Origin of the sequence: Ktedonobacter racemifer DSM 44963, from assembly GCF_000178855.1 — a bacterium.
In the GTDB taxonomy this organism is placed as follows: domain Bacteria; phylum Chloroflexota; class Ktedonobacteria; order Ktedonobacterales; family Ktedonobacteraceae; genus Ktedonobacter; species Ktedonobacter racemifer.
Map to the genome: position 1 here is coordinate 1,560,086 of NZ_ADVG01000001.1, position 23,782 is coordinate 1,583,867.

The 23,782-nt window shown below is 53.0% G+C and carries 20 protein-coding genes and 3 pseudogenes; 12 read left to right on the forward strand and 11 right to left on the reverse strand.

The window, feature by feature from the left end:
• Positions 1–10 precede the first annotated feature (10 nt).
• The 5 genes from KRAC_RS06830 to KRAC_RS06850 form a co-directional block, all read right to left on the reverse strand.
• A complete protein-coding gene (locus tag KRAC_RS06830) occupies positions 11–2,119 on the reverse strand; it encodes a S9 family peptidase (RefSeq protein ID WP_007905505.1) in 2,109 nt (702 codons plus the stop codon).
• 228 nt (positions 2,120–2,347) lie between these two features.
• Positions 2,348–2,773 (reverse strand): alpha/beta fold hydrolase, encoded by a 426-nt coding sequence (locus KRAC_RS06835; protein ID WP_052568052.1) that lies wholly within the window; start codon positions 2,771–2,773, stop codon positions 2,348–2,350.
• Positions 2,774–3,029: 256 nt separating this feature from the next.
• Positions 3,030–3,755 (reverse strand): Type 1 glutamine amidotransferase-like domain-containing protein, encoded by a 726-nt coding sequence (locus KRAC_RS06840; protein WP_040442039.1) that lies wholly within the window; start codon positions 3,753–3,755, stop codon positions 3,030–3,032.
• Between the two features lie 88 nt (positions 3,756–3,843).
• The gene (locus KRAC_RS06845; protein WP_040442040.1) at positions 3,844–4,245 is read right to left on the reverse strand and encodes a tetratricopeptide repeat protein; all 402 of its coding nucleotides are present in this window, start codon (positions 4,243–4,245) and stop codon (positions 3,844–3,846) included.
• A gap of 118 nt (positions 4,246–4,363) precedes the next feature.
• A complete protein-coding gene (locus KRAC_RS06850) occupies positions 4,364–5,995 on the reverse strand; it encodes a hypothetical protein (RefSeq protein ID WP_007905512.1) in 1,632 nt (543 codons plus the stop codon).
• A 270-nt stretch (positions 5,996–6,265) separates the two neighbouring features.
• On the opposite strand from KRAC_RS06850, the gene KRAC_RS06855 reads away from it, so the two are divergent.
• The 3 genes from KRAC_RS06855 (at position 6,266) to KRAC_RS70875 (ending at position 7,709) form a co-directional block, all read left to right on the forward strand.
• Entirely contained in the window at positions 6,266–6,580 is a 315-nt protein-coding gene (locus KRAC_RS06855; protein WP_007905513.1) for a DUF1841 family protein, read from the forward strand.
• A gap of 281 nt (positions 6,581–6,861) precedes the next feature.
• Positions 6,862–7,341: a hypothetical protein gene (locus KRAC_RS06860; protein WP_007905520.1), complete on the forward strand. Its 480-nt coding sequence runs from the start codon at positions 6,862–6,864 to the stop codon at positions 7,339–7,341.
• Positions 7,342–7,520: 179 nt separating this feature from the next.
• A complete protein-coding gene (locus KRAC_RS70875) occupies positions 7,521–7,709 on the forward strand; it encodes a hypothetical protein (RefSeq protein WP_007905524.1) in 189 nt (62 codons plus the stop codon).
• A 25-nt stretch (positions 7,710–7,734) separates the two neighbouring features.
• Here the strand turns inward: KRAC_RS70875 and KRAC_RS70880 are convergent, their stop codons facing one another.
• The gene (locus KRAC_RS70880) at positions 7,735–7,905 is read right to left on the reverse strand and encodes a hypothetical protein (protein ID WP_007905527.1); all 171 of its coding nucleotides are present in this window, start codon (positions 7,903–7,905) and stop codon (positions 7,735–7,737) included.
• Between the two features lie 562 nt (positions 7,906–8,467).
• On the opposite strand from KRAC_RS70880, the pseudogene KRAC_RS06875 reads away from it, so the two are divergent.
• Positions 8,468–9,182 (forward strand): annotated as a pseudogene (locus KRAC_RS06875) (IS256 family transposase); the annotation flags it as partial.
• A gap of 36 nt (positions 9,183–9,218) precedes the next feature.
• Here the strand turns inward: KRAC_RS06875 and KRAC_RS06880 are convergent.
• Positions 9,219–9,881: a hypothetical protein gene (locus KRAC_RS06880; protein WP_007905534.1), complete on the reverse strand. Its 663-nt coding sequence runs from the start codon at positions 9,879–9,881 to the stop codon at positions 9,219–9,221.
• Positions 9,882–9,991: 110 nt separating this feature from the next.
• On the opposite strand from KRAC_RS06880, the pseudogene KRAC_RS06885 reads away from it, so the two are divergent.
• Together KRAC_RS06885 and KRAC_RS06890 are read left to right on the forward strand one after the other, a co-directional pair.
• Positions 9,992–10,863, forward strand: a pseudogene (locus KRAC_RS06885) (IS5 family transposase).
• A gap of 65 nt (positions 10,864–10,928) precedes the next feature.
• Positions 10,929–12,095 (forward strand): IS701 family transposase, encoded by a 1,167-nt coding sequence (locus tag KRAC_RS06890; protein ID WP_007905535.1) that lies wholly within the window; start codon positions 10,929–10,931, stop codon positions 12,093–12,095.
• A gap of 2,003 nt (positions 12,096–14,098) precedes the next feature.
• Here the strand turns inward: KRAC_RS06890 and KRAC_RS06895 are convergent.
• Positions 14,099–14,911 carry a pentapeptide repeat-containing protein gene (locus KRAC_RS06895; protein ID WP_007905537.1) on the reverse strand — a complete coding sequence of 271 codons (813 nt, stop codon included), beginning with the start codon at positions 14,909–14,911 and terminating at the stop codon, positions 14,099–14,101.
• Positions 14,912–15,078: 167 nt separating this feature from the next.
• On the opposite strand from KRAC_RS06895, the gene KRAC_RS75620 reads away from it, so the two are divergent.
• The 5 genes from KRAC_RS75620 (at position 15,079) to KRAC_RS06915 (ending at position 21,012) form a co-directional block, all read left to right on the forward strand.
• Entirely contained in the window at positions 15,079–15,540 is a 462-nt protein-coding gene (locus tag KRAC_RS75620; protein WP_052568057.1) for a helix-turn-helix domain-containing protein, read from the forward strand.
• Positions 15,429–16,061, forward strand: coding sequence for an IS630 family transposase (locus tag KRAC_RS75625; protein WP_244421975.1), 633 nt, complete (start codon positions 15,429–15,431; stop codon positions 16,059–16,061). Before KRAC_RS75620 ends, KRAC_RS75625 begins: the two co-directional genes overlap by 112 nt.
• Before the next feature lie 432 nt (positions 16,062–16,493).
• Positions 16,494–18,404 (forward strand): ABC transporter ATP-binding protein, encoded by a 1,911-nt coding sequence (locus KRAC_RS06905; RefSeq protein ID WP_052568059.1) that lies wholly within the window; start codon positions 16,494–16,496, stop codon positions 18,402–18,404.
• A 363-nt stretch (positions 18,405–18,767) separates the two neighbouring features.
• The gene (locus tag KRAC_RS06910) at positions 18,768–19,451 is read left to right on the forward strand and encodes a hypothetical protein (RefSeq protein WP_007905543.1); all 684 of its coding nucleotides are present in this window, start codon (positions 18,768–18,770) and stop codon (positions 19,449–19,451) included.
• A 343-nt stretch (positions 19,452–19,794) separates the two neighbouring features.
• The gene (locus tag KRAC_RS06915) at positions 19,795–21,012 is read left to right on the forward strand and encodes a hypothetical protein (RefSeq protein WP_211221250.1); all 1,218 of its coding nucleotides are present in this window, start codon (positions 19,795–19,797) and stop codon (positions 21,010–21,012) included.
• A 383-nt stretch (positions 21,013–21,395) separates the two neighbouring features.
• Here the strand turns inward: KRAC_RS06915 and KRAC_RS06920 are convergent, their stop codons facing one another.
• Complete coding sequence (locus tag KRAC_RS06920; RefSeq protein ID WP_040442045.1) at positions 21,396–21,668, reverse strand: hypothetical protein; 273 nt, start codon at positions 21,666–21,668, stop codon at positions 21,396–21,398.
• Positions 21,669–21,908: 240 nt separating this feature from the next.
• Here KRAC_RS06920 and KRAC_RS06925 point away from each other — a divergent pair.
• A pseudogene (locus KRAC_RS06925) lies at positions 21,909–22,106 on the forward strand (hypothetical protein); the annotation flags it as partial.
• A gap of 232 nt (positions 22,107–22,338) precedes the next feature.
• Here the strand turns inward: KRAC_RS06925 and KRAC_RS60995 are convergent.
• Positions 22,339–23,286 carry an integrase core domain-containing protein gene (locus KRAC_RS60995; protein ID WP_007905547.1) on the reverse strand — a complete coding sequence of 316 codons (948 nt, stop codon included), beginning with the start codon at positions 23,284–23,286 and terminating at the stop codon, positions 22,339–22,341.
• On the reverse strand, positions 23,268–23,675 hold the full coding sequence (locus tag KRAC_RS69000; RefSeq protein WP_040442046.1) for a helix-turn-helix domain-containing protein: 408 nt from the start codon (positions 23,673–23,675) through the stop codon (positions 23,268–23,270). The genes KRAC_RS60995 and KRAC_RS69000 overlap by 19 nt, the downstream gene beginning before the upstream one ends.
• Positions 23,676–23,782: the final 107 nt, after the last annotated feature.

A 23,782-nucleotide genomic window follows, 5' to 3' on the forward strand; every position in this document is an offset into this window, starting at 1 on the left:
AGCATTGTGCTTATACGTACTCTTCCGGACGGATGTCGACGTACTGGCGGAACCAGTCGAGCATAATTTCCCAGCGTTCCAGCATCAGAGCGGGTTTCTCCGCGCCTATATGCCAGTGACCGGGAACACGCACGAACTCGACGGGAACCTTGCCCATGAGCTTGAGCGCGATATAGAACTCTTCCGACTGGCTGATAGGACAGCGCAGGTCGTTCTCTGGATGATAGATGCGTGTAGGCGTTGTGACCTTTCCGGCGTGTGTAAGAGGTGAGCGGTCGTGATAATATGCAGTGCGTTCCGCGTCCCATGGATACCCTTTTGATTGGAAAGCCATCCAGAAGCCGATATCGGAGGTTCCCACGAAGCTTGCCAGGTTGGAGACGCCCGCCATTGGGACCGCCGCCTTGAAGCGGTCCGTCTGCCCAATAATGCGCATGGTCATGTAGCCGCCATAGCTGTAGCCTGAGACAACTAGGCGTTCGGGATCGGCTATACCACGTGTGATACACTCGTCTACACCACGCATGATGTCCTGATAATCCCAGCCACCCCAATCGCCCTCTACCTGGCGCACAAAAGCCTCGCCGTAGGTTGTGCTGCCATGGGGATTGCAGTAGAAGACGGCGAAGCCCTGCGCCGCGCAATACTGCAAGAAGGGGTCCATGCCAGCGCCAAAGGCTGACTGTGGCCCGCCGTGGATATGCAAGAAGAGGGGATAACGCGTCCCCTCTTTATACCCAATCGGTCGAAGCAACCAGCCTTCGACCTGCTCGCCTCCCGAGCTTTCATAGGTGATGCGTTCCGGTTCGCTGAGCGTGACGGGGGCTAATAGCGTATCGTAGAGATGCGTTAACCTGTGCTCCTCACTGGGCTGCCCATCGCGTAGTTCCAGACGGTAAAGCTCCCACGGGTGTGTCGGTTGGCTCTGCGCGTAGATGATGCCGTGACCGCCCGGCAAGAGGTCGAAGTAATGGGTGACGTGTTCCCCTGCGGTCAGTGGTATCTGTGTGTTGTGCTCAACATCAACAGCATGCAGATTGACGCGCCCATGCTCGGCGATGGCGAAGTACACGCGTTTGCCATCCTCGCTCCAGCGTGGCTGGTAGGGCGTTGGAGACCCCAGGCGCATGCCAACGGTTGGTGCAACATCATAATCCAGGTCGGAGAGCAGCGTGCGCATCTCGCTGTCTTCACGTGCGATCAGGCGCAACCGAATAACGCTTATTCCCTCTTTATTCATATCCTGCGCGGCTAGTACCGCAGCCTGGCTGCCGTCAGGGGACCAGGACCAGCTATGTACCTGGAGCGAACTATCGGTGAGGCAACGCATCTCGCCCGTTTCGATATCTATGTTCCACAGATCGGTAACCCAGGTGCGGTCGTAGTCCTCATTGCGATTGGTGGCCAGGCTGATCTCATGGCTATCTGGAGTCCAGCGAATGCCATAATGGTCATAATCGCCCGTGGTCAGGCGCCTGATATGTTGCGGGTCTATGGGCTGTTCGCTCGCGTCGCCGGGTTGAGGCGCGGGCATGACAAAGACGTGCATACGCTTCTCAAGCATGCCACGGCCATCCAGACGATACCAGACGCTTTTGATGGTACGCTGGCGATAGCGTTCCTCTTCGTCCTGGCGCTTCTTTGCCGCCTCGTCCAGTATCTTGCGTCCCGTGAGCACATCGTCTTCATCGGAATTGAGGGCGGCGGATGTCAGGGCAATCCATTTGCCATCGGGTGACCACGCCACTTCATTGATGCCGCGAGCGAAGTTGGTGAGCTTACGTGCTTCGCCTCCGCCCATCTCCAGAAGCCAGAGTTGCGCCTTGTCTCCCTCTCGATTGGAGGTGAAGAGGAGGCGCTGGCTATCAGGTGACCATACGGGAAAGTTGTTCTGTTTCCCGCCGCGTGTCAGGCGTACAGGTTCGTTGAGAGCCTGTCCATGCTCGTCCAGACGCAGCAAATAGATATCACTCAGCACTTCGTTGCTGGCTTTGTCCTTGAGCGCGAGGCTAAAGACCACGCTCCGACCATCAGGCGAGAGCGCCACGTGTCCCATCTCCGGCAGGGTCCACAGGTCATCGTGCGTTAGTTTGCGTGTTGACACTATCACATCGGCCATATGCAAAAGTCCTTTCTGTACGGAGAACTATGAGCGATTGTCGTACTCTTCGGGGCGAATCTCGATGTAACGCTCAAACCAACCGAGAGTTTGCTCCCACATGGCGAGGGCTTGCCCCGGTTTGGACGAATCACCATGCCAGGTACCGGGGACACGTACGACACCGACTCACATGATAGGAGGTCTTCCGCCATTTTGATGATTACTGCCTGCTGTTGACTTTTCAGCTCATATCAGGTAGCTTGAGAGGTGGAGAGCCAATGCTCCTCCCCAGGAGTGTCCAAAGAGATGGATCTGATCAAGCGTCAGATGATGACGTACAGCCGTAATCTTTTCGAGAAAGAGGTTCACCTTCCAGAGTAAAGGATCGTCGGGGCAATCAGAGTTACCACAGCCAAGCTGGTCGTAGAAAATGACCGGGCGGCCAGTCTCCGCAAGCTCTTCAAGAGGTTCAAGACTATCATGCGGTATTCCCGGGCCACCATGTAAGGTGAGCAGAGGAAAAGTGCCCTCTGCGGTAGGAGTGAAGTCTCCAATGAGACGATACCATGTACGATATCCCCGAAAAGGAATGAAGCCCTCACGAACAGATGATGTCAATGCCACGATGAGAATCCTTTCCATCATTGAAAGTGTGGTGATGGGGTCTCTCATCAGAGTATATCCCTTCTCGTCCCATCACCACAAGGGAGAATATTGCTCAGTGCACGCCTCGTTGATCTTTTTCATCATGCTCAGAGCGTTTTTCATACTGTTTGCTTCCGCACATAATGAGCAAGATCCCGCTGCATTTCATTCGCACATTTACATGTAAACATTCAATGAGCGTCCATTTTTATCGCAATGGATACTGGTAAAAAGCGCGAAGGTTATCTACGTATTTCTCGTAAGTAGAAACTATGTCTATGACCTACGCAGCGGTTAGAAGCTGAGGTTCTATTCTGTCTTCAATGACTTGCCCAGACTCAGAAAGGTAGACGTGGTAAGCTCCTTTACCCGCTTCTTGTGATATGGTTTTGTAGAGCTTCTCATTCACGAAATGTAGGGCCACCCCGTTGTCAGTAGCATAGCCTTCAGGCAGTATACCTTTTCCGATTAATTCCTGGAATAATGGTCTGCGTTGCTCCTCACCGTCGTAGTGGACACCCATAGAGTATGGGAGCAAGTTATGCTTATTTATGACTGGTCGTAGCTCTGGACCATATGAGTCGGTTGTTCCGCCTGCGCTCCAACAGATGGCGCCGGCGCTAATTCCTCCGAGAACCACTCCTGCTTCCCAGGCACGTCGAAGTATGCGATGCAGACCATGCGCTTCCCAAACAGCCAGAAGGTTCACGACAGAACCCCCACCTACCCAAATGGCGTGTTGTCCCAAGACATAGTCCTCTATGTCTGTATGGTTGGGCATAGGGAACAGCTGCAAGTGACCTGGTTCAACATTCTGGCCGCTACAGGCATCGTAAAAATTCCTCATCCAAGCCGGATCGTCACCACCCGCAGTTGCGAGCAGGCAAAGCTTCGGTCGCTTTTGACCGGTGAGATCAAGCATGTACCGCATGACCGGCCCCAATTCTGGACGTGCAGGTGTAGGTCTCAGAAAACCTGCGCTCCCCGCAATAATATGTTTCTTTTTCATAAAGAAAATGGTATCACAAAGAACAGCCATGCGGTGAAAAAAGGAGATACATACTAGTTGTCAAGCATGATATTGTTCTAGCAGGCCCTCACCTGCCGAGCCTTATTACGGTATTTGCCGTTCCGCCGCTTCGAGAACGAACCGTATCGCGTTCTCTTCGCCGACAAGTTGAGACAGACGCGCGTAGTGCGCCCCTATGTTTTCCATCCGAGCCGTGATGAATTGGTGTTTCGCGGCTCCACCGCATAGCCCTGAAAAAGGTCATGGTTTGCTTGAGCTTGCTGTCCTTAAACGGCTCGTTCAGTGCGACCAGAGCCAGTGGGCCTGTCCGCCGGAAACCAGGGAATGCCGCAAGATTGCTTTTTACAAGTGTGTAGGTGGGGTCGATCCCAAGCGCGCGTTTCAATGCCACTTCGGCTTCATCGTAGCGTTCCTGCATCATCAAGCAGATTCCCAGGTTCCCCCACGGCAGCGGCAAGCAATCTCCCATGGCAAGCTATGTCTGAAATGCCTGCCCGGCTTCCTCCCTCTTACCGCTCTCCATATAGTTCTTTCTCCTCACTTTCCCTGGTCACGCGCAGCGAAGGCACGTGGCTTCAGTGCCCCCATTAGAGACCTCTTTTGTCCAATTCTTCTTTCAACGCTCGTAAGCTCTTATTGCTGTTCCGCAGGGTGATAATATACCTCTCCCATTCCGCTTCCTGCCCCTGCTTCTGGTACAAGCGTTTGATCCGGGTCAAGTAGCCTGTCGCTTGCTGATAATTTTCGCGTCCGCGCCCATCAATGAGTCTTTGGACCACAGGCTTGTACAGCCGAATCGCTTCATCCGGGTAAGACTTCTCCGCAGCTTCTGCCACTTGTGCCTGGTAGTGACTCGAAGGTTCCCCAGAGCGGTACCCATAGGACGGTGCCCCTGGTGTGCGCTCCATCTCCGCCAGGGCTGCGAGCGCCTGGCTGACCTCTTTCTCATCCAGGTAGAGACTGACGAGTGCCCCCCAACGGCCTTGCCGCTCTAATGTCTGGATCAACTGTGGTCGCAGGCCAGGCCAGAGATCTCCTGGCTGACCAGTTGCCAGGGCCGCCGATCGGACGGAGCGATAGGTAGTATGATCCGGGTTCGCCTGGAAGCGTGCGAGCTCCATGTCCACAGCTTGCTTTGCCTTGCCGTACAAGAGGTACTTTTCGCCCAGCCAGCGCCGGTACGTATTGATGGTCTGTGCACTTGTGAAGTCCTGCGGCTTGCCGTGCAGGGCAGGTTTGACCTCGCCCAGCCTCACTTCCACAAATGCCAGGGCCTGATCTTGCCACAACTCCCCTGATTTCAACAACTGCTCTGCAAACCAGGTCACGTCCATTGGTTCGGTCAAGTTGGCCTGGGCAACGGCCAGTGCTTCCTTTTGACGGCCAAGCTGCAAGAATTTCTCCGCCATTTCTTTGTACAGACCGACTTTGCGATATTCTTCAAGGACATCTTCATCGCTGAAGTGCTCTGCCTGCTTGAGCGTTGCCAGAAAGTCGATGATGTGGCGGCTGTGCCACTTGCTTGAGAAGTCCTGGCCGGGTCTCAGCTCCTCACGTATCCATATCTCAATGCTCTTCCGTTCCTGTGCTGTTGCGTGCTCCGCCAGCGCCTCAGCGACATTTTCCCCAATTCCACCATAATTGTAGCCAAATTTCCAGAGATCAAACAGCGTCGTCAGCAGCTCCTCGCGTGCTGAAGGACCCAATCGTTCATGTTGTGGAAGAGTAGGCTGAGCATTCAGACAGGCGACCAGGCCAGCAGCGCACTCCTCCAGAACCCAACTGACCTGGCCCTCATCGTGTAACCCCTCATAGTGGGTCATTGTTTCCTCAGCAAGCGTTGCATACACCACCTGCGCGTTGGCCCACTCGCCCGCCTCGGCAAAGTCCTTGCCAATGTCGTAGAGCTGCTCTAAATCAGCTGCAACGCGGCTGGCAGCATCCCATCCTTCTCCCGCATGATAGAAAGCCGAGTCCACCTGACTTCGAATAGCGGAGGGATCAAGTGTACGCTCTCGCCCCTTGCCTGGCCGCTTCTTCTGTTGCGTCGTCGGAACCAGCGGCAGTTCTACCAGTAGTTCTATTAAGGGTTCAATCTCAGGCTGTCGCTGCACCAGCTGCTCTAGTAAAGCCAGGAGCTCTTCGCGGCTCTTTTCGCCGAGCTGTCCCATGAGCCCCGACTGATCTTTCCCATCCGCTCCAGGGTGGACTTTTGCCATTGGGGGTTTCCTCCGTTCCATTTCTCTGCCAGCGTCTCAAAGTGGCTCCACGTTCACCGACCGCATGGCCTGGCGCTTTCAGATCCCTTTTGCCTGGGACCTGTTTCTCCTCCTGTATGAAGATCCCAAACATGTTATACCTCAAATCTTCTAACGAAACAACATCTGCCAGGAGGAGCACCGGCGATCGGCATAAAGCACCTGTCCAGGATGCCAGAGAGATGATATGGTATACAGAGTGAGGAGTTGTCAGAAAAAGAGGCAAAGCAGATGAGAGAAAAGCGAAAGAAGAGCCATAGGCCGAGCGGTGGAAACCGAAGAGTCGATCAAGTTGATAATGAGGAGGCAACATTCAATCCTTATTTGAAAGCGGCGATCCTGAAGGTGGTCGAGAATCAAGTTCGTAACAGTGATCCTCCTGAAACGCAGCTGGCACTTGAGAGACTACTGGGTAGAGGGTACTCGCGCAAGCAAGCCATAGAAATGATAGGATCTGCGGTGGTAGAAGAGATCTGGGCTGTAATGCATGACCACAAACCGTTTGATCGAGCGCGTTTTACCACATTACTCGAGCAGTTGGGCTAAAGTATCGGACAGCCTCAAGCCAAGGAAGATGGGGAAGATAAGGGCCCCACCTGTCTGGCCAGGGTATCGGATACTCTGCAGGCTCGCAGAATCAAGAGTGTCCTCTGGGCAGCTAGCTTTATCTGCCGCCTTGCAGCTTCGAGATGCAAGAATCGTATGCAAATTTTGCCTCAACAGAACGTCTCTCTCTAGAGAGTTTTATATTCTTTTCCATCCATTCGTTTTTCTGATCCTTTTCATTTCCATGGCACCATGTACAAACATGAGAAAGGCTTGCTCCCATGGACCCAATTACAGCAGCCATTGTATCCGCTCTCGCGGCAGGACTGGCCGATGTAGGTAAAGAAGGTATTCGCGATGCCTATCAAGGACTCAAATCTCTCCTCTATAGAAAATTTGGCCCGCAAAGTAGCGTTTTCAAAGCGGTTGAAGATCTTGAAAGCAATCCCTCCTCCCCAGCTCGCAAGGCGGTTCTCCAAGAAGAAGTCGCACAGTCGAGAGCTGATCGCGATCCCGAGCTTCTACGTACGGCAAACTATGTCATTCAAAAAGTTCAATACCCATCTTCAATGAAACAATCAGGTACTGGCAATATGCAGGTGCAAGAAGCTCAACAAATTCTTGCCGCCTCAGGACAAGGCAATACGTTAGCAGGCCGTAACATTATCAATGGCCGTCCTGGAGTTGTTGCTTTCGTATCTATTGTGCTCGTAGCTATTTTTGCATTCGTCCTCTGGCAAATTCCCCCTTTCGAGAGTTGATTCCCGGTCAGGCGCCAACCCCTGCCCCTACTTCTCTAACATCCACGTCAGAAGGGACACTCACGTATTTTTGCATGCTGGTTCGATCCAATGGATCAAGCGAGGCTTATACTGGATTGACTTCAGATAACTTCAGAAAGAATGTCTCTGCTGCTCAGTTTGAGCAGGATTGGAGTTTCATGACTCACCCTATAAGTGATTGCATCGGCTCCATTAAAGGTTTATCAGGCAGCAGCACCAATGGTACGATTACGGTGCAGATATTTGCGCACACTCAACAAAACAGTCAACAAGAAGTATACAATGTCACTCTGATCCAGAACACCAATGGGCAGTGGAAAATCGATACTATGACGAAGAAAACCTGAGTCAGCATATAGTACCCCTCAGTTTTCATCGTTTCTGCAGCGCGTTTGCTATAACACGTTGCAGCAGAGCAGGCCCACGAACAGGCGCGAAACGCTGGATCACGTAGATCAGGCGAGCGTCCTGGCCAATCAGGATGCGCGCCCGGTTGGCCTCAACGACACGCAGAATTACTGCCGCAGCTTTCTCCGGAGGCATTCTTAACACACGCTCGAATAGTTGTCTCCCCTGCCCTTGCTCCTCTGCCGACAGGCTGTAAATCCCAGAACTCTGCGGCTCTCCCGCGCTTTGCGTGATGAAGGGAAGAGTGTTATTGATCTCAACCTAGATTACTAAACTCGAACATCCTGAACCAGCAGAGAATTACTAGCGAAGTTTAGCTTCTTACGCTGAGGTCAATAGTAAGGGGAGCAACTCGCAGTCATGCAACTCGATGAGCTGGCATACGCTCCTTGAGGAAGGTTTCGACACACATTGTCCCACCAACAGATCTCTTCCACCCAGATCTCAAAGGCCAGTATCTTGGCAGTTCCTTCGATGAATCTCCTGCCAACTATAAGGAGGCCAGCAGGGTCGCCGTACTGATCCGTCATCACAGGACTCTGCTTTTATAACCAACTTTCATTCTCCAGCCACAGGTTATCATGCGCTTTCAGTTGCGCCATCAACTCCGCTGGCAGGCCGACTTTGAGGGTGTAAAATATTTTGTGTATGTGGTCACAGAAAATGTAGTGGATGAAGGGAGGAAGAAGAACAACATATGACCATTCGACGCGAACTGATCGACGAACTGCTCAAAGAATGCACTGATCCCAAGGAACTTCTGGCCGAAGGTGGCTTGCTCAAACAACTGACCAGCGCCCTGATTGAGCGTTGCCTGGAAACGGAGATGGAGGAGCACCCGGGCTATCCCAAGCACGCCAAACGCAGCGACACCACACGCAACGCCCGCAATGGAAGCAGCCGCAAGACCCTCAAAGGATCACAAGGCGAGATCACCATTGCCGTCCCACGTGACCGTGAGGCCAGCTTTGAGCCAGCCCTGATCCCCAAGCATCAGACCCGGCTCGATGGCTTCGAGGACACGATCCTGGCTCTCTACACTCGTGGAATGACGACCAGAGATATTCAAGCTCAAGTTCAGGAATTGTACGGGGTGGAGATTTCTCCCATCTTTGTCTCCAACATCACTGAGGCCGTGATGGATGAGGTGAGGCAATGGCAAAATCGCCCACTTGAGCAGGCGTATCCCATTGTCTACGTGGATTGCCTGGTGGTGAAAGTCCGCGAGAACCAGCGCATTCTCAATCGGGCGCTGTATCTGGCTCTGGGCGTGAGCATGGAAGGGCAAAAAGAACTGCTTGGGATGTGGCTAGGTCACAATGAAGGCGCCAAATTTTGGTTGTCAGTCTTCACGGAACTGCACAACCGAGGACGGAAGCGATATCTTCATTGCCTGCGTGGATGGGTTCACGCACTAATGTTATTGAGGATGCTGGTTGACAGCGGTGTTAATCAGCATCCTCCTGGCTCTGCTCTTGCTCATTCCCGCTTTTAAAAGATGGAGTTGACCATTCCAATGGCCTGCTGGGTTGTTTGCCTTCCTTCGCTTTTCTGAGGACTCCTCCTTTTTCCAGAAAAGCGTACAGACCTTTGAATGCAAGAATTCTTTGATTGCCCACAGCATCGTTGGCAACAAGACCGACAAAGATAGGTATAATAACGACGGTCAAGATGCTTATCATCAGTGCCACCAGCCAACCAAATAAGAAGACGAGAATATTCCAGAGTCCAATGAGAATCCAGGCGAGGACATTCCAGATACCACCTCCAACCCAGGTAATACCGAACCATATCCCCCCCCATACCCATTGTGTGTCCCTCCAAAGAAGTGCAGGTTGATGCATATAGACTACCACGAGAGGATACATATAGCGAGGTGTCACAAAGAAGCCAAGGAGAAGAGCGGTTGGCAGTGTCCATATCCAATGCCCCTCTTTAAATCCGCTAATCCACCCAAAAACATTTAAGACTATGATGACGAGCAGGGATGAGACACCGCCAGCAATGGCCCATGCTGTGAGTTGTTCTGATCCCTGAGGGAGCGTGTGTGTCCAGTAGCTTTCCAGGGCGTAACTGCCATAAGTGAGCAATATAAGTACCAACTCGTACATGTGTAGTCTCCTACAACTGTATTCTTTCTCTTCTCTTGAGTCTCTAAGAGCTTATCCGAAAACTGTGGTTGGTACAATGAAAAGAAAACCAAGCGAGGTGAAACAAGCATATGGCTCGAACCCATCCATGGAAAGTCAGCGATGAATTGTGGGAACACGTCTGTCCTCTGATTCCTGTTCGCCTTCCTCACCCCAAGGGAGGACGACCAGCCGCCGATGATCGAGCGATGTTTGAAGCCATCGTCTATATTCTGCGAACGGGCATTCAATGGAATGCCTTGCCCCGTGAAATGGGTGCCAGTTCTACCGTCTATGACCGGTTCCGTCAATGGGAAGCGGAAGCGCGTCTTCGCTCGCCTGTGGAAAGCAGGTCTGCACCTCTACGACGAGTTGCAAGGCATTGGCTGGGACTGGCAGAGCCTGGATAGCTCGACGAGCAAAGCCCCTTTTGCCCAAGCCGCGGTCGGACCCGCTCCCACCGATCGCGGCAAGCAGGGAACCCGCGCGGAGCATTCTCTGTGATCGCCGAGGTCTGCCCTTGGCATTGGTCATTGATGGGGCCAATCGCCATGATATGAAACTGGTCGCTGCGACGTTGGAGCATCACGCGATTGCACGCCCTGAACCCACCATTGAGCATCCCCAGCATCTGTGCCTGGATGCTGGCTATGACTATGATGTCATCTACAGCCTGCTCTATGAGGAGGGGTATGAGCCGCATATTCGCCTTAATCGCCATAACCATGCGTGGTATTGGCAAGCGCTTTCGCAACAAGGAGAGACCCAGGAGCCTGCCAACGCTCTGCAAACGACCAAAGTCCCCAGGCGCTGGGTGGTCGAGCGCCTTTTCTCCTGGCTCAATCGCTGGCGTCGAATCATCATTCGTTGGGAAAAGCTGGACCGCACCTATGATGCCTTCCTGCGTTTGGCCTGTGCTCTCATGTGTTTCCATCATTGTGAACGTCTCTCAGTTTTCGGATAAGTTCTAATACTACAGCCGCACTTATGTAATACAATGAAGGAGAAATCAATCCGAGGAGGAGAGAGATGGAAGTGTTTCCCTCAATCGAAGATCTGCGCACCTGGGCGGATCGTTTGGAAGAAGTGCAAGTGCGGTTAGCGCCCTACTTTGAGCGTTCGGAGCCACGCCAGCGGGCCATAGCCTATATTCGTGGGTTGATAAGCACCATCGAGCGAAAAAACGGGTGGCAACTCGCCGAATTGGCGAGAGAAGCCACACCCGACGGGATGCAACGTTTGCTCAACGCGGCGAAGTGGGATGTGGATCAGGTGCGCGATGACCTGCAGGAGTACATCCTCACCCATCTGGCTGACCCGGAGGCAGTGCTGGTGGTCGATGAGACGGGTTTTGTCAAGAAAGGGAACAAGTCCGCAGGCGTGGCAGCCCAATACAGCGGGACGGTCGGCAAGATCGCCAACTGTCAAATCGGAGTCTTTCTGGCCTACGCCAATCGGTATGGAGCGGTCCTGCTCGATCGGGAGTTGTATCTGCATGCCGACTGGGAGAAGAAGCCCGAGCGGTGCAAGGAGGCAGCGATCCCAGAGGACCGGCGCACCACGATCCCCAAGCCAATGCTGGCCAAACAGATGCTGGAGCGTGCCTTCGCTCACGGGGTCAAAGCGACGTGGGTGACAGGTGATACTGTCTATGGCGGGGATACCAAACTGCGCATCTGGCTGGAGGAGCGCCTGCAGCCCTACGTGCTGGCCGTGCCGAAGAACCAGCGCATTGGGCTCAGCCATCGGGCAGATGAAGTCGTGGCGAGTTGGCCTGCCGAAAGGTGGCAACGTCTTTCAGCGGGAGAGAGCAGTCAAGGGCCGCGCTTCTACGATTGGGCCTGGCAGTCTCTGGACTTCCGGTGGACCGAGCCGGGCTGGAAGCAGTGGCTGCTGGCTCGGCGCAGTTTGTCCGACCCCACCGAGATCGCCTATTACTTCGTCTTCGCGCCAGAAGCAGTCACTTTGGAGCAGGTCGTGCGGACAGCGGGCAGCCGATGGCAAGTCGAAGAAGCCTTTGAACTGGCCAAACAGCAGGTCGGCTTGGATGAATACGAAGTGCGGCACTGGCAGGGGTGGTATCGGCATATCACTCTGGCGATGTTTGCCCTGGCGTTTTTGACGGTGATCAAAGTGGCAGGGCAAAAAAGGGGGCCCACTTTCAGGAGCGAGAAGTCGCAGAGCTTCTTCCCCTGACGGTCCCAGAAGTGCGCCGCCTGCTCTGGCGGCTGGTGTGGCAAGCACCTGCGACGCCGGAAGGTGTTCTGTACTGGTCACGCTGGCGTCGGCGACATCAAGCCAGAGCCAAACAATTCCATATCAAACGGCGAGCAAAGAAGCGGGCTGCATAAGTGCGGCTGTAGTACTAAGGGGATGTCAGCACGATGGAAAAAGATAGGGACACCAGTAAATGTGTATCAGAGTGAATAGAATTATTATCTCTTTTAGAAAAACGTTCCAAAGGAAGATTTTTAATTGACGAGTTGCTTTGCTTTCTTGCTCTTCTTGCGAGAGCACTCACCTGCGTGATACCAGCCACTCCTGCAAGCGCGATTCCCGCGCTTCAGAGCGCCAAGCCTGAGTCTGTCCTTCCGATATCCAAAGGCACTCGTACGTACATACCAGGTAAAAAAGTAATCTTTTGGAGGAGGTCTCTCTCCAACTTAGTCCGCCTTTACTTTTAAGTAGAGGTCTAAATCCTCTATAGTGCGAATATATTACCGCTTGCTTAAATGCAAAATCGTTAACTGACTATCACTAGAGTTTGCTACAGTGCAATAGTAGGGATTAAAGAGTGCCTAAACATTATACCATACATAAACCCACAAGTGCATGTTTAGCATCTAATAAGGTTGATCCTCTTAAAGAGAGTCAACGAAGGGGGACCAGACTGTTGTGATAGAATTCCTTCTCTCCTCCAAGAGGTACAATGTTAAAATGCCAAGACAATAAAATTGTGTGATCACTTAGACTTCACAGTCCCATCAAGATGGCGGGAAAGCCCAAAAGACAGCAAACCTCTCCTTCATAAAAAGGCTGAGCGCCGCTAGGAGCGGCGCTCAGTGCTCCGTATATTTGACATCCAATTGATAATCCAATGCTGCGAACTTTGGCGGTAAGAAGCGACTTCTACGGACGGCTACGAACGCAAAACAAGCTTGCTAGACAAAGCTTGAGCAACGCTGCATAATACCGTCTCTATTGTCCACAATCACTCCCTATACTATTGACATTCTCTGTAAATTCAATACCACTCATTACACTCCTGAACTCGTTTGTAGATAATTAACACAACAATTATTGAATTTGAATGGAATGCTCCATTTTGGGGATGAAACGGGGAGAAAACAGCTGCGGCCTGCTCTAAACTGACGTCAAATTGACAGCAATGTACTTAGTCAGAAGTGGAAATGGTTTTACACAATCTAGACAATTTTGCCGCCCCAATGAGAGAAAAACCAGCTTGGCAAAGTGTTGAGCAAGGCTTAAAGTGGCTTGTATACTACAGTATGTCAGTCCGCTTGTCTATGAACAAGCCTTTGTACAAGCGATGAGATAATCCAGTTTAGGGTCTCCACAAATCTGGGTGACGGTCAATTGTGGTGTGACCCACTAGTAGAAAAACAACGAAGCGGGCATCGACGCAAGCTTCCTGTCAATTTTACAACAGTAGCTGTACAACAATGCCCGCTTACAATCATTGATGATCTAAGCCAATCACTCATCATTTGTCACTAACACGTGAATACAAGAGATGCCAAATACACCCATTTCACTCATGAAAGCAGAGGCATATGGAGTTGAACCTACCAGAGGCTACGTTGAGCGGACTTTGGTATGTAGCAACTGTGTAGCAACGCCCCTTTACAACCATTGATTTGGAGAGATACCCATTGACAGTACCTCTTCTTTACTCGCAAAATCGAGACGGTAATTGATGCACCAGCTGTGCCGTCCGGAATAATTCTAGAATAGAATGAGCACAAAGAGGGCCATTTTAGGCCCTCTAACTTTAGAAAAATCCGCAATAAAATTAGAAAAAAGGTTGGAATCCGCAGTAATTTTAGAAAAAGGCATTTGGGATTTGTGACTCGCCAATGGTCTTGACCGAAGCCACCTCATGGCGCACTGGTTGTTATTCTCCTAAACGATCCTGTGGTGTTGGGGGAAGAGGAGAGAAGGTAAGATTTTCAGCCAGGTCACTCATTCCCAGCAGTTTCCAAGAGAACCCCCTCAAAGTTCACTCCCGATTGTGCTGTCAAGGTCGTGATGATCGTCCAGGGAATCCCACGAAGATCCGCTCCTTGGAAATTCGCTCCTTCCACTTGTGCCTGTTCCAGGTTAGCTCCGCGCAGGTTTGCATTGCTCAAATCAGCTTCCCTCAAGTTCGCCTGGTGTAAATTTGCACCACGAAGATCCGCTCCACTGAGATCCGCTGGCTCAAATGTTGCCCAGGGTTCCTCTTGCCAATCAGAATGAAGTGAGCTCAGGTTGGCTTCTCGCAAATTCGTCTCACAGAGGTTGGCATTTTTGAGAGAAGCTCCACTCAACTCAGCCCGAAAGCAGTTTGCCTGGCTGAGATTCGCCCCATCCAAACCAACCCAGGTTGCATCCACTCCGCTCAGGTTAGCACCACTCAGATTGGCTCTGGTCAAACCAGCCTGTTCCAAGATAGCCCCCTGCAAATTGGCTCCTTGCAAGTCAACATCAACGAAGAGGGCAGAGTCAAAGCAAACCCCGCTCAGGTTGGCTTCCCTGAAGTTGATGTGCCTGAGATAAGCATAGTTGAGATCTTCCCCACTGAGGTTGACCTTCTGTAAATCCATTCCATCCATCTCTAAACTGTAGGAGCTTCCTCGCAGATCGACCCCGCGCAGATCTGCTCCAGTGAGGTCAATCTCCTCGAAATCTACATCCGTGAGATCAGGTTCGATCTCAGGATGATCGGCTCTCCACCAGTTCCATGTTATTCCCCCCTGTTTGAGGAGAGCCAGATGTTCCTGATTTGCCATGGGTTTTCTTTCTTTGTATGAACGAAAGAGCCGATCTTGAGGAAAACGCTGCTACCACTTCCTGGGGTAATCTTAGTTTTTAAAAAATAGATGCTTTAAGTAGTATATAGCGATTGCACCACTACAGCGATACGCATAAGTTTTGAACCGAAGAGTAGGCTGGATACATGAAAGCCTATTCAACAGACCTGAGAGAACGAGTGGTGCGCGCCGTCAAGGAAGGCCGCCCGCGCGAAGAAATCATGCATCTCTTTGGGGTTTCTCGTGCCACCATCAAACGCTATGCGAAACAACACCGAGAGACCGGGGATCTGGCCCCAAAATCGATTCCAGGTCGACCAGCCCGCAAAGGCGATACCTTACGAGCAGACTTGTGGGGCCAGTTGGAAGCCAATCGAGATGCGACCCTGGAAGAGCACTGTCACATTTGGGAAGCCACGCATGGGCAACGAGTGAGTGCAGCGACGATGGGCCGCGCTATCAAGAGCCTAGGCTGGACGCGAAAAAAAAGACGCTGGTGGCCTCCGAGCGTGATGAGGAGGCGCGAGCAGCCTGGCGAGTCCGGGTCGGACAAGAACAGCAGGAAGACTGGATTTTTGTCGATGAATGCGGAACGCACATCGCCCTGACTTCTCTATATGCACGCTCACCACGAGGGACACGAGCCGTCAGTAAGGTTCCCCGCAATTATGGAGCAAATACCACCTTGATCGCCTCGCTTTCCGCGACCGGGATGGGTGAGGCTTTGATCCTGGACGGAGCAGCGGATGCTTGCGCTTTCGAGATGTACATCGAGCAGGTCCTGGCTCCTAGCTTAAAGCCAGGGCAAACCGTGGTCATGGACAATTTGAGCACGCATCGAGGTCCACGTGTTCGTCAGGCCATTGAGGCCAAAAGATGCCATCTCTTGTACCTACCATCCTATTCACCTGATCTCTCGCCGATTGAGCAGGCATTCTCCAAGGTAAAAACCTGTTTACGGCGCAAGGGAGCTCGGACACGGGAGGCGCTCCAACAGGCGATTGCCGAAGCCTTGGAGGCAGTCACCGCTCAGGATGCCCATGGTTGGTTTACTCACTGCGGCTATCTCGCCCGTGAGGAGAATGCCATCTTTACAGAAGCACAACAATTCGAGGCTCAAGCCTTTTGATTACTGCTGTAAATCCAATTTAGAAACTATCTTACATAACATAGAAAAACGGAAGCATAGTTTTGGAGCGAGAAATAGGAAGCATAGTTTTAGAAAACCTCTAAAACTATGGTATTAATGACAGGCACATGCCATTATTCCCACGGTCTTGCAGATGAGTGAAACCATAGTTTTGCAGAGAGTCGGGGTCGTCTGAGCTTGAGGAAAGAGGCGGCTACCTCCGATTTTGGACTTTCGCGTCGTGAGCCGTTCTGACGAGGAAGCATAGTTTTGCAGAAAAACTTCATATTCAGGAGAATAGGCGATCTGAATTCATTTTGTGGTTGACTGCCCCACTCACCGTCTCCCTTCTCATAAGAAACTCATCTTCCTCCCATCCACGAGACTGTACACTCGAAGAGTGTAAGCATAACAGTCACGCAGAGATCACACATGACCATTCGTTTTCTGGTGACGGTGCTGGCACTGATCCCCTGGAAAACGGTGTGGATATCCTGCAAATGGGACTGTTCGCACACGAATGGTAAGAAAGGCTCATCTGACATGCGGCTGTGGTGGCGTTTCCTCCCGTTACTCAAACCCTATCGTGGGCGCTTGCTCGTCACCTTCCTGGCGACACTGGTCCGTCCTCTCCTCAATGCGGCAAAGATTTACCTGCTCAAGCTGATTGTCGACAATCTGGCGCAGTCGCCTACCAGTCAACTGGCTTTGATCATCTGTGGAGCGTACCTGCTCATCGCGCTGGTCAAAGGTGGAGCAAACTTTGTCGATCAATATTATGGTGCATTTGTTGGCGGACGCATGGTGATTGATCTGCGTCAGCGCCTTTATGATCGTTTCTTGCGCCTGTCCTTGCGCTATCATGGCGAACACCGCGTTGGCGAAAGCATCAGCCGCCTGATGAGCGATGTTGGGGCCATCGAAGACCTGCTGGTATCAGGCCTGACCGATGGCTTGTCGCAGGCGCTGACGGTACTGATCTTCGCTGGTATGCTCTTCTCCCTGGACCCGCGCCTGGCGTTGATTTCGCTGCTGATTCTGCCTTTCCTCTTTGCGTCGTTGGTGGTCTATGCACAAAAAAGTCGGGTTGCCTCGCGTGAGGTACGAACGCGCCTGGCTGAGTTGACCTCGACCGCAGAGGAAGGCTTCTCTACCATTGCCTTGGTCAAGACGTTCATGCGCATGGAGCATGAAGAGACACGCCTGCGCGAACGAGGTATGCAGCATTGGAAGGCACGGCAGCGCGTTGCTACGCTCCGTGGCATTTTTGTTCCGGTGAGCGATGTAGTAGCAACGGTAGGGACGGTGATCGTCGTCTATTTCGGCGCCCAGGCTCTGGCAACGGGGACGCTGACTATTGGTGGGCTGGTGATTTTCCTGGGCTACCTGGGGCAACTCTACACACCACTGCTCGGCTTGAGCAGGCTGGGGAATACGATGCAGGGAGGCTTTGCTGCGGCAGAACGAGTCGCTGAGACCCTCGACTTGCCAGAAAGCGAGGACGAGCCGCGTGCTGCGACATGCCCCTGGTCTGTGTTGCTACCAGAACAAGCAGCCTCTGTTCCGGCGCTAGTCTTTGATCATGTCACATTTGCGTACAAGGCTGAGCAACCCGTCTTGCGCGACTTTTCATTAACCGTTCCAGCGGGAGCCATTGTGGCACTTGTGGGGGCGAGTGGAGCAGGCAAATCAACAGCTGTGGCTCTGCTCCAGAGGCTTTATGACCCGGATAATGGACGTATACTGTTCTTTGGCCATGATCTGTGCGAATTTGATACCGAGACGCTACGGCAGCGGCTGGCTGTGGTGCCACAAGAGGTCTCACTCTTGATGGGTACAGTGCGAGACAATATTGTGTATGGCCGCCTCGATGCTACTGAAGAGATCATCACGCGAGCCGCCCAACAAGCCGGAGTAGGCGAGATGAAATTGCCAGAAGGACTGGACACCCATATTGGTGCTCGTGGAACCAGGCTCTCCGGCGGCCAGCGCCAGCGGATAGCGATCGCACGGGCGCTCGTGCGTGAGGCGCCACTGCTTATTCTGGACGAGGCCACCTCGGCGCTGGATGCGCTGGCTGAGGAACGCTTGAGGACAACACTTGAAGTGCTGCGCAAGCGTCATACCATCCTGTTGATCGCGCACCGTCTCTCTACCGTCCGTACTGCAGACATGATCGCTGTGGTTGATGGTGGACGCGTCGTTGAGTTCGGCAACCATGTGTCGTTGCTTGCACGTAATGGGGCCTACGCGGCGCTCGTCCAGGCGCAACTGTCAGTGGATGTCATGCAACAAACACCCATGGTGTCACCCCGTCTTCCCTCACCATCTTTGTTCTCATAAGAAACTCATCTTCCTCCCATCGCCGATCCGGTATACTCGCAGTGCGTAGACGGGTGACAGTCACGCAGAGATCACAAAAGAAAGGAGGATACACTGATGGAAGCAGTAGGTCTCGAAAGCGAGAGCATCGAGGTAGCAGGGCCAGAAACCGATGGACCTGGTGGCCCCAATACCCAACAGGATGGCAACTTTGACGGCAATTACTAAGTTGCCCGATCCGAGATAATACTGGGGCCTGGAGGGGGAACATTCCCTTCAGGCCCTGGTTTCCTCATGAATGAGCGAGTGAAGACGCGCGTGAGCATCGTGAAGACGCCTTTTCCCCGCGAGAGAAAGATCGAAGCAACAAGGAGAAACCCATCTATGCAATTTCGTGCGTGGTACAGACAAATATCCGCCATTGGTATCGTCACCCTCCTAGCAATCTGGCTGGCTGGTTGCGGCGCGCTCGTGACGTCAGCTCCCCCCCCGCAGGCGACGGCCTCGACCGCAGTCATCAAACCCTACCCAACCCCCAGTAGCACCCAGTCGCTTTATAGCAGTGCTCTCACCGCTCAGGCAGCAGGCTGGGCAAGTGGCCCAGAGTGCGCCTTTACCAGTCATGGGCTCGCAATACGACCCAATGGAGGTCAGGCGTACATTTGTTTTGCCCCAACCTCACCGCCCACAGATCTCTCAGTGACTGTGACAGTGCAACAGACCAGTGGTACACCCACCCACGCCTTCGGTATCGCCATCCGCCACACGGCCCCAAAGACCTACGCCTTTTTCGGCATTGATGGGCGTGGACACTTTGCGTTCACCACTGTTGTCAACGATGTCAGCCACACGGTCATTCCTTTCACTCCGAATGCTGCTATCCATGCAGGAGCCAAAGCCACAAATCGGCTCCAGGTAATCGCCTCGGGTCAGACAATCACGCTCCTGGTGAATGGCACCCCCGTTGGGCAAGCAACCCTCTCAACCGCTGCAAGTGGTACCGTGGGCTTGCGCGGCATTAATGATGGTGAGGTCGTTTTTCAACACTTGTCGATTGCGCAGGTATGAGGGGAGGATACGTCCCCCCTTTCGTCTGTTTGCGTCACTTGCCGGTTGCGCTTCCTGGTCCGGGTACACACCATTTTGCTGATATACCTGTAGGTGTTGTCCTGGAACAGCAATCAGGAGATCTTACCCCGTTCGACTAAGCAAGTACCACATCGGTCCAGGAACTGGGTGGAGAGGGCAAAAGGGCACATTCCGCAATCGAGTGATGCGCATTTGGGGATATATGGATGCGCAGAGAGCGTCAGTTAACACATTTATGAGTAATTTGCTGATTTCTTAAAGAATATGAAAAGGGATAGATAAAGTGTTCTCAAATCGACAAACATCGAGACAGCTGACGCCTTTGACACCACCAATTTGCGTGGCGTCGAAGAGAAAATCGAAGTCGCGCAAGAAGCGGGTACCGCTCTGGTTTGCTATGTGTAGCATTGTTGCGATTCTCGTGGTAGTCTTTGTGTCGCAAGGGAATGGGTCAGGTGGGGCATGGCTGGCAGATACGTTGCGGGCGGTAGCAGGGCCTACGATCACGGCGCGAGCCGAATCGTGGTATCTCAACTTTATGAATACAGCGTCGCAGGTACAGTATCAAATGGGTAATAAAAAAGTGAGCGCGCCGTGGAGCGGGGCACAAGTAACCCCATCGCCCTCGCCAACGCGGCCCGCGTGGTCAACCTTATCGCCCATGACGCTCACCTCGATGACTCCATTGGTCAGTCCCGCGCTCACTGGTGAGGGAACCTGGACGACGCTGGATCAAGCTCCTCGGCCGTATAACTACTTACCACTGGATGCCAAAGCCTATATACGCCCTGACCCATCGCATCCGTATGCTATCGTGACCATGCTGCAATTTGATTCGCGTTTCACGTCATTGCACATCGTAGGTGGTACCGCCGAACCGGGGGGACCACGAGGTATGCGTGGCCCCGGAGTCATTCCCGTCACTGATCAGCAAGGCCACGCGTTGCTGGCGACCTTCAATGGTGGCTTCAAATACAGGGATGGTCACTATGGGTTAATGTCGGGTGGTACGGTGTATGTTCCTCCTGTCTCTGGCGTTGCCACCATCGCCATCACGAAAGAGGGCAAACTGATCCTTGGTGCTTGGGGGGTTGATCCACAGCTTAACAGCCAGAATGCGGATCTCGTGGCCTGGCGGCAAAACGCGGCTCTGCTGATTGATAAGGGCGTAATCAATTCGTTGACGCAGGATGGAGCGGCCTGGGGTGGAACAGTCTTAAATAGCGCCTATACCTGGCGCTCGGCGATTGGCATTACGGCGGGGGGAACGTTCATTTATGCGGCAGGGAATGCGCTCACCGCTGAAACCCTCGGAGTGGCCATGAAATCTGCCGGCGTAGTGATGGGGATGCAAACGGACATCAATCCATTCTGGGTACGTGCTTTTCTCTACAATCGTGATCGGAACGGGCAGTTACAAGTCAACAAATTGCACTCCGAGATGCAGGGGACTGGATACGAATACCTGAACGGCACGGCGCGTGATTTCTTTTACCTGACCCGCTTTGCTCCCACGATTCCACCCGCCAATGGAAAGTGAGAGGGAAGGGAGGTCTCCCGCCCCCCACGGATTGCGTAACGAGAGAACGCGAGTGTTGAACGCTCACGTTCTCGACTCGAACGCTCAGGCTGGAAGGTAGCGTTTGCGTGGTACTGTTTGCCACTGCATCTACGACGCCACCTGCGATATTTGGAGCAAGGCAACGCTGATAGAGTGAGTATGCAAGAAAGGTTGCATATGAAGCGATACGGAAATCCTCGCCATTTATTGACCATTCTAAGGGTGCTACTCACCGTACTCTTCTACGCGATCTTCGTACTCGGTATTGCCTTTGGCCTTTTCTTCATCATATTTGGGCAATAGAAACCACGGAATGCGCAACGAGACCTAAGCAAGCTCATACGTTCAAAAGATGTACCTAATCAAGCAAAGACCTCTTGAAAAACAGGCACATTGCGCGCTCCGTCCAGGAAACGGATTCGCAAGTAGGTTTCATAGGGAGCCAGGATTCCTGGAGGGACTGGGCGTTCAGGTTTTTCGGGAAAGCGATCAGCCGTTTGCAGCGCTTGTGGATCAACTTGCTTGGCACCACAAGCTCGCCTTCCCTGCACGATCTCGGCCGATGAGTTGGACGCTTGGATGGTATTTGAGCCGCCTCTCCAGTGTGACGGCTTGGTGGTCTGGAAGGAGATCAATGGCGTTCCATCCTCTGAAGGAATGAGAATAGTCCCATATCTTTTGCCACGGTGGGAACGTTGTTGACACAACGGGCTTTAGCCCGCCGCAAGCTGCGCCGTTTCAACGGCGGCAGTGAGGCGTGTCCCGGCTTTAGCCCGTGCATAGCACATTATAGAACATATGTTTGACAACTCCAACGTATTGGAGTATACTCTAAAAGAGACACAATATATTTGTTTGAGAGAAACGTACGAAAAATGGCAAAAGCCACGAAAACAATCAGACAAGCGTTGCAGTATCCGCCACAGTCAGCCCGCTCCTTCGCGGAGCATCAGGCGCTCTACAATCGTGTCGTGGCCTTCTACTTTGAGGTCATCCAGGCCCATGAGGGCCTCCTCTCTCTCAAGAGCAAGGAGGCCCTCACCGCCCTGGAGAAACTCACCCATGCGACGGAGAAGTGTATTGTTTTCCGACTTCAGCTCTTGCAAGAGTACTTGAGATTACAAAAAACAAGCGCTCAAGCAAAAAGCAAACGAGTAAGCATGAGAACATGAGCGAGAAAAATGAGGAAAGAGTCGTCCAGGAAGGGAGAAAAGTAGGCGCGCAAGTGATGAAGAGCAAACGAGCAAGCAGAAAAGTGGACAGCAGTCTCCTCGACGAATCTACTCCCGCAAGCAAGCACAAAGATTATCGCGCCTGGAGGTGTCGCCGTCGCAGGTTCATCATGCGCTGTCGTTCCTCTGAACGAGCGCGCTCTTGCATCAAGGCAATGTAGTCATCGAGCGGCATCCGTTGGCCTTGCAGCCCTTTGATGGGAAGCTGCTTGATGATGCTCTCATGCTGCAGAACCTCGAAGCAGCGCTCAACTGCATTGACACACAAGGTGATGAGCTGTCCAGCCAGTGCTTGCTTGATGTAATAGTCAGCCCCATCAACGCTCACGCGACCGTCTGACTTGACGCGTCGTGCATAGGTCCGCCCGTGAACCGCTTGTAAGCAGGCATCCGGGTCGACCACAGCTGGAAGCGCGGGTAAGGTGGGCAGAACAGGATGCGCCTGGCTGGGAGGACGATTGCGACAACTGCGCCCCTGATGAGGACGTTGTGTGTTGTAGAAGTGCTCAAAGGCCTCGGTAACGTTGCGCACCTCTTCGAGGGTCCCAGGACGATGTACGAACAGACATTCTTCTTTGTAGGTCCGATGATAGCGCTCCACATAGCAGTTAAGTTCCGGGTGGCGTGGTGGCAAGATATTGGGTTGCACGCCGACACACAAGAGAAATTGGCACAGGGCCGAGGGAAAATCGCGTGCTGTTGCACTTCCCACCCAGCGGGGATCGCGATCAAAAGTCAAGATGCTAGGACAGCCAGAGCGACGCAAGAAGGCGACCACCGCCTGGAAGGCCGTTTCCGCGTGAAAATCTTCATGAACCTGGGCATCGAGCAAGAGGGAGGTGCCCGCGTCGACAAAGTTGCACGCTTCGATCACATGCTGCCGCGCGGGCATCAGGATCATGCAGATCAGCAGGAACGGTGGAAATGTCTTTGAAGTCGAGTTGGACTTCTTCCAAAGGGGCTCTTGGCAGGCGCGGAGAGCGTTGACGAGGGGGATCGCGCTCAATGGCTCCTGCAGCATCCAGGATGCGCCAGATGGTGCGTGTCGAACGAGGCAAGCGGGCCTTTTTTGCCTGCAAGGCGCGCATCTCGCTGCAGATAATACAGGATCGCCAGTGGTCCAGGCGTGCGCTGCAACGGCTCTGGGGGAGCCTGACGGATCGAGAGCACCCGCTCTTTGACCTCAGTGTCAATGCGAGGAGGGTGATGGTGAGGGGCGCGAGAGCGAGAAAAGAAGATGGAAGCATCGAGCGCTCCCTGGGCTTGGGCTTCTCGAAACCGCTGACGCCAGGTACAAACCATGCTCACAGAGCAGCCGACCGCATCAGCATACTGCTGAAGTGTCCACTCAGGATGCTGCTGAAGCAGGTGGAAGAGGTGAGCACGCTTTCCAACATATTCAACTTCCATAACACTCCCTTTCTGAGAAGCGGAGAGCAGAGAAAACGATCACCTGTCATGGAGTTTACCTGATGAAAGGGAAGGGAGTCGAGCAAGCGGACAAGGGCTATTTCACA

Bases quoted from the DNA above. Each gene is read 5' to 3' on its own strand.
- KRAC_RS06860 (WP_007905520.1), top strand. From the start codon at position 6,862: ATGGACCCAATTACAGCAGCCATTGTATCCGCTCTCGCGGCAGGACTG.
- KRAC_RS06830 (WP_007905505.1), bottom strand. From the start codon at position 2,119: ATGGCCGATGTGATAGTGTCAACACGCAAACTAACGCACGATGACCTG.
- KRAC_RS06890 (WP_007905535.1), top strand. From the start codon at position 10,929: ATGGAAGTGTTTCCCTCAATCGAAGATCTGCGCACCTGGGCGGATCGT.
- KRAC_RS06880 (WP_007905534.1), bottom strand. From the start codon at position 9,881: ATGTACGAGTTGGTACTTATATTGCTCACTTATGGCAGTTACGCCCTG.
- KRAC_RS06835 (WP_052568052.1), bottom strand. From the start codon at position 2,773: ATGAGAGACCCCATCACCACACTTTCAATGATGGAAAGGATTCTCATC.
- KRAC_RS06850 (WP_007905512.1), bottom strand. From the start codon at position 5,995: ATGGCAAAAGTCCACCCTGGAGCGGATGGGAAAGATCAGTCGGGGCTC.
- KRAC_RS69000 (WP_040442046.1), bottom strand. From the start codon at position 23,675: ATGGAAGTTGAATATGTTGGAAAGCGTGCTCACCTCTTCCACCTGCTT.
- KRAC_RS06910 (WP_007905543.1), top strand. From the start codon at position 18,768: ATGCAATTTCGTGCGTGGTACAGACAAATATCCGCCATTGGTATCGTC.
- KRAC_RS06855 (WP_007905513.1), top strand. From the start codon at position 6,266: ATGAGAGAAAAGCGAAAGAAGAGCCATAGGCCGAGCGGTGGAAACCGA.
- KRAC_RS75620 (WP_052568057.1), top strand. From the start codon at position 15,079: ATGAAAGCCTATTCAACAGACCTGAGAGAACGAGTGGTGCGCGCCGTC.
- KRAC_RS06845 (WP_040442040.1), bottom strand. From the start codon at position 4,245: ATGGGAGATTGCTTGCCGCTGCCGTGGGGGAACCTGGGAATCTGCTTG.
- KRAC_RS70875 (WP_007905524.1), top strand. From the start codon at position 7,521: ATGACTCACCCTATAAGTGATTGCATCGGCTCCATTAAAGGTTTATCA.
- KRAC_RS06895 (WP_007905537.1), bottom strand. From the start codon at position 14,911: ATGGCAAATCAGGAACATCTGGCTCTCCTCAAACAGGGGGGAATAACA.
- KRAC_RS06840 (WP_040442039.1), bottom strand. From the start codon at position 3,755: ATGAAAAAGAAACATATTATTGCGGGGAGCGCAGGTTTTCTGAGACCT.
- KRAC_RS70880 (WP_007905527.1), bottom strand. From the start codon at position 7,905: ATGCCTCCGGAGAAAGCTGCGGCAGTAATTCTGCGTGTCGTTGAGGCC.
- KRAC_RS60995 (WP_007905547.1), bottom strand. From the start codon at position 23,286: ATGCTGCAGGAGCCATTGAGCGCGATCCCCCTCGTCAACGCTCTCCGC.
- KRAC_RS06905 (WP_052568059.1), top strand. From the start codon at position 16,494: ATGACCATTCGTTTTCTGGTGACGGTGCTGGCACTGATCCCCTGGAAA.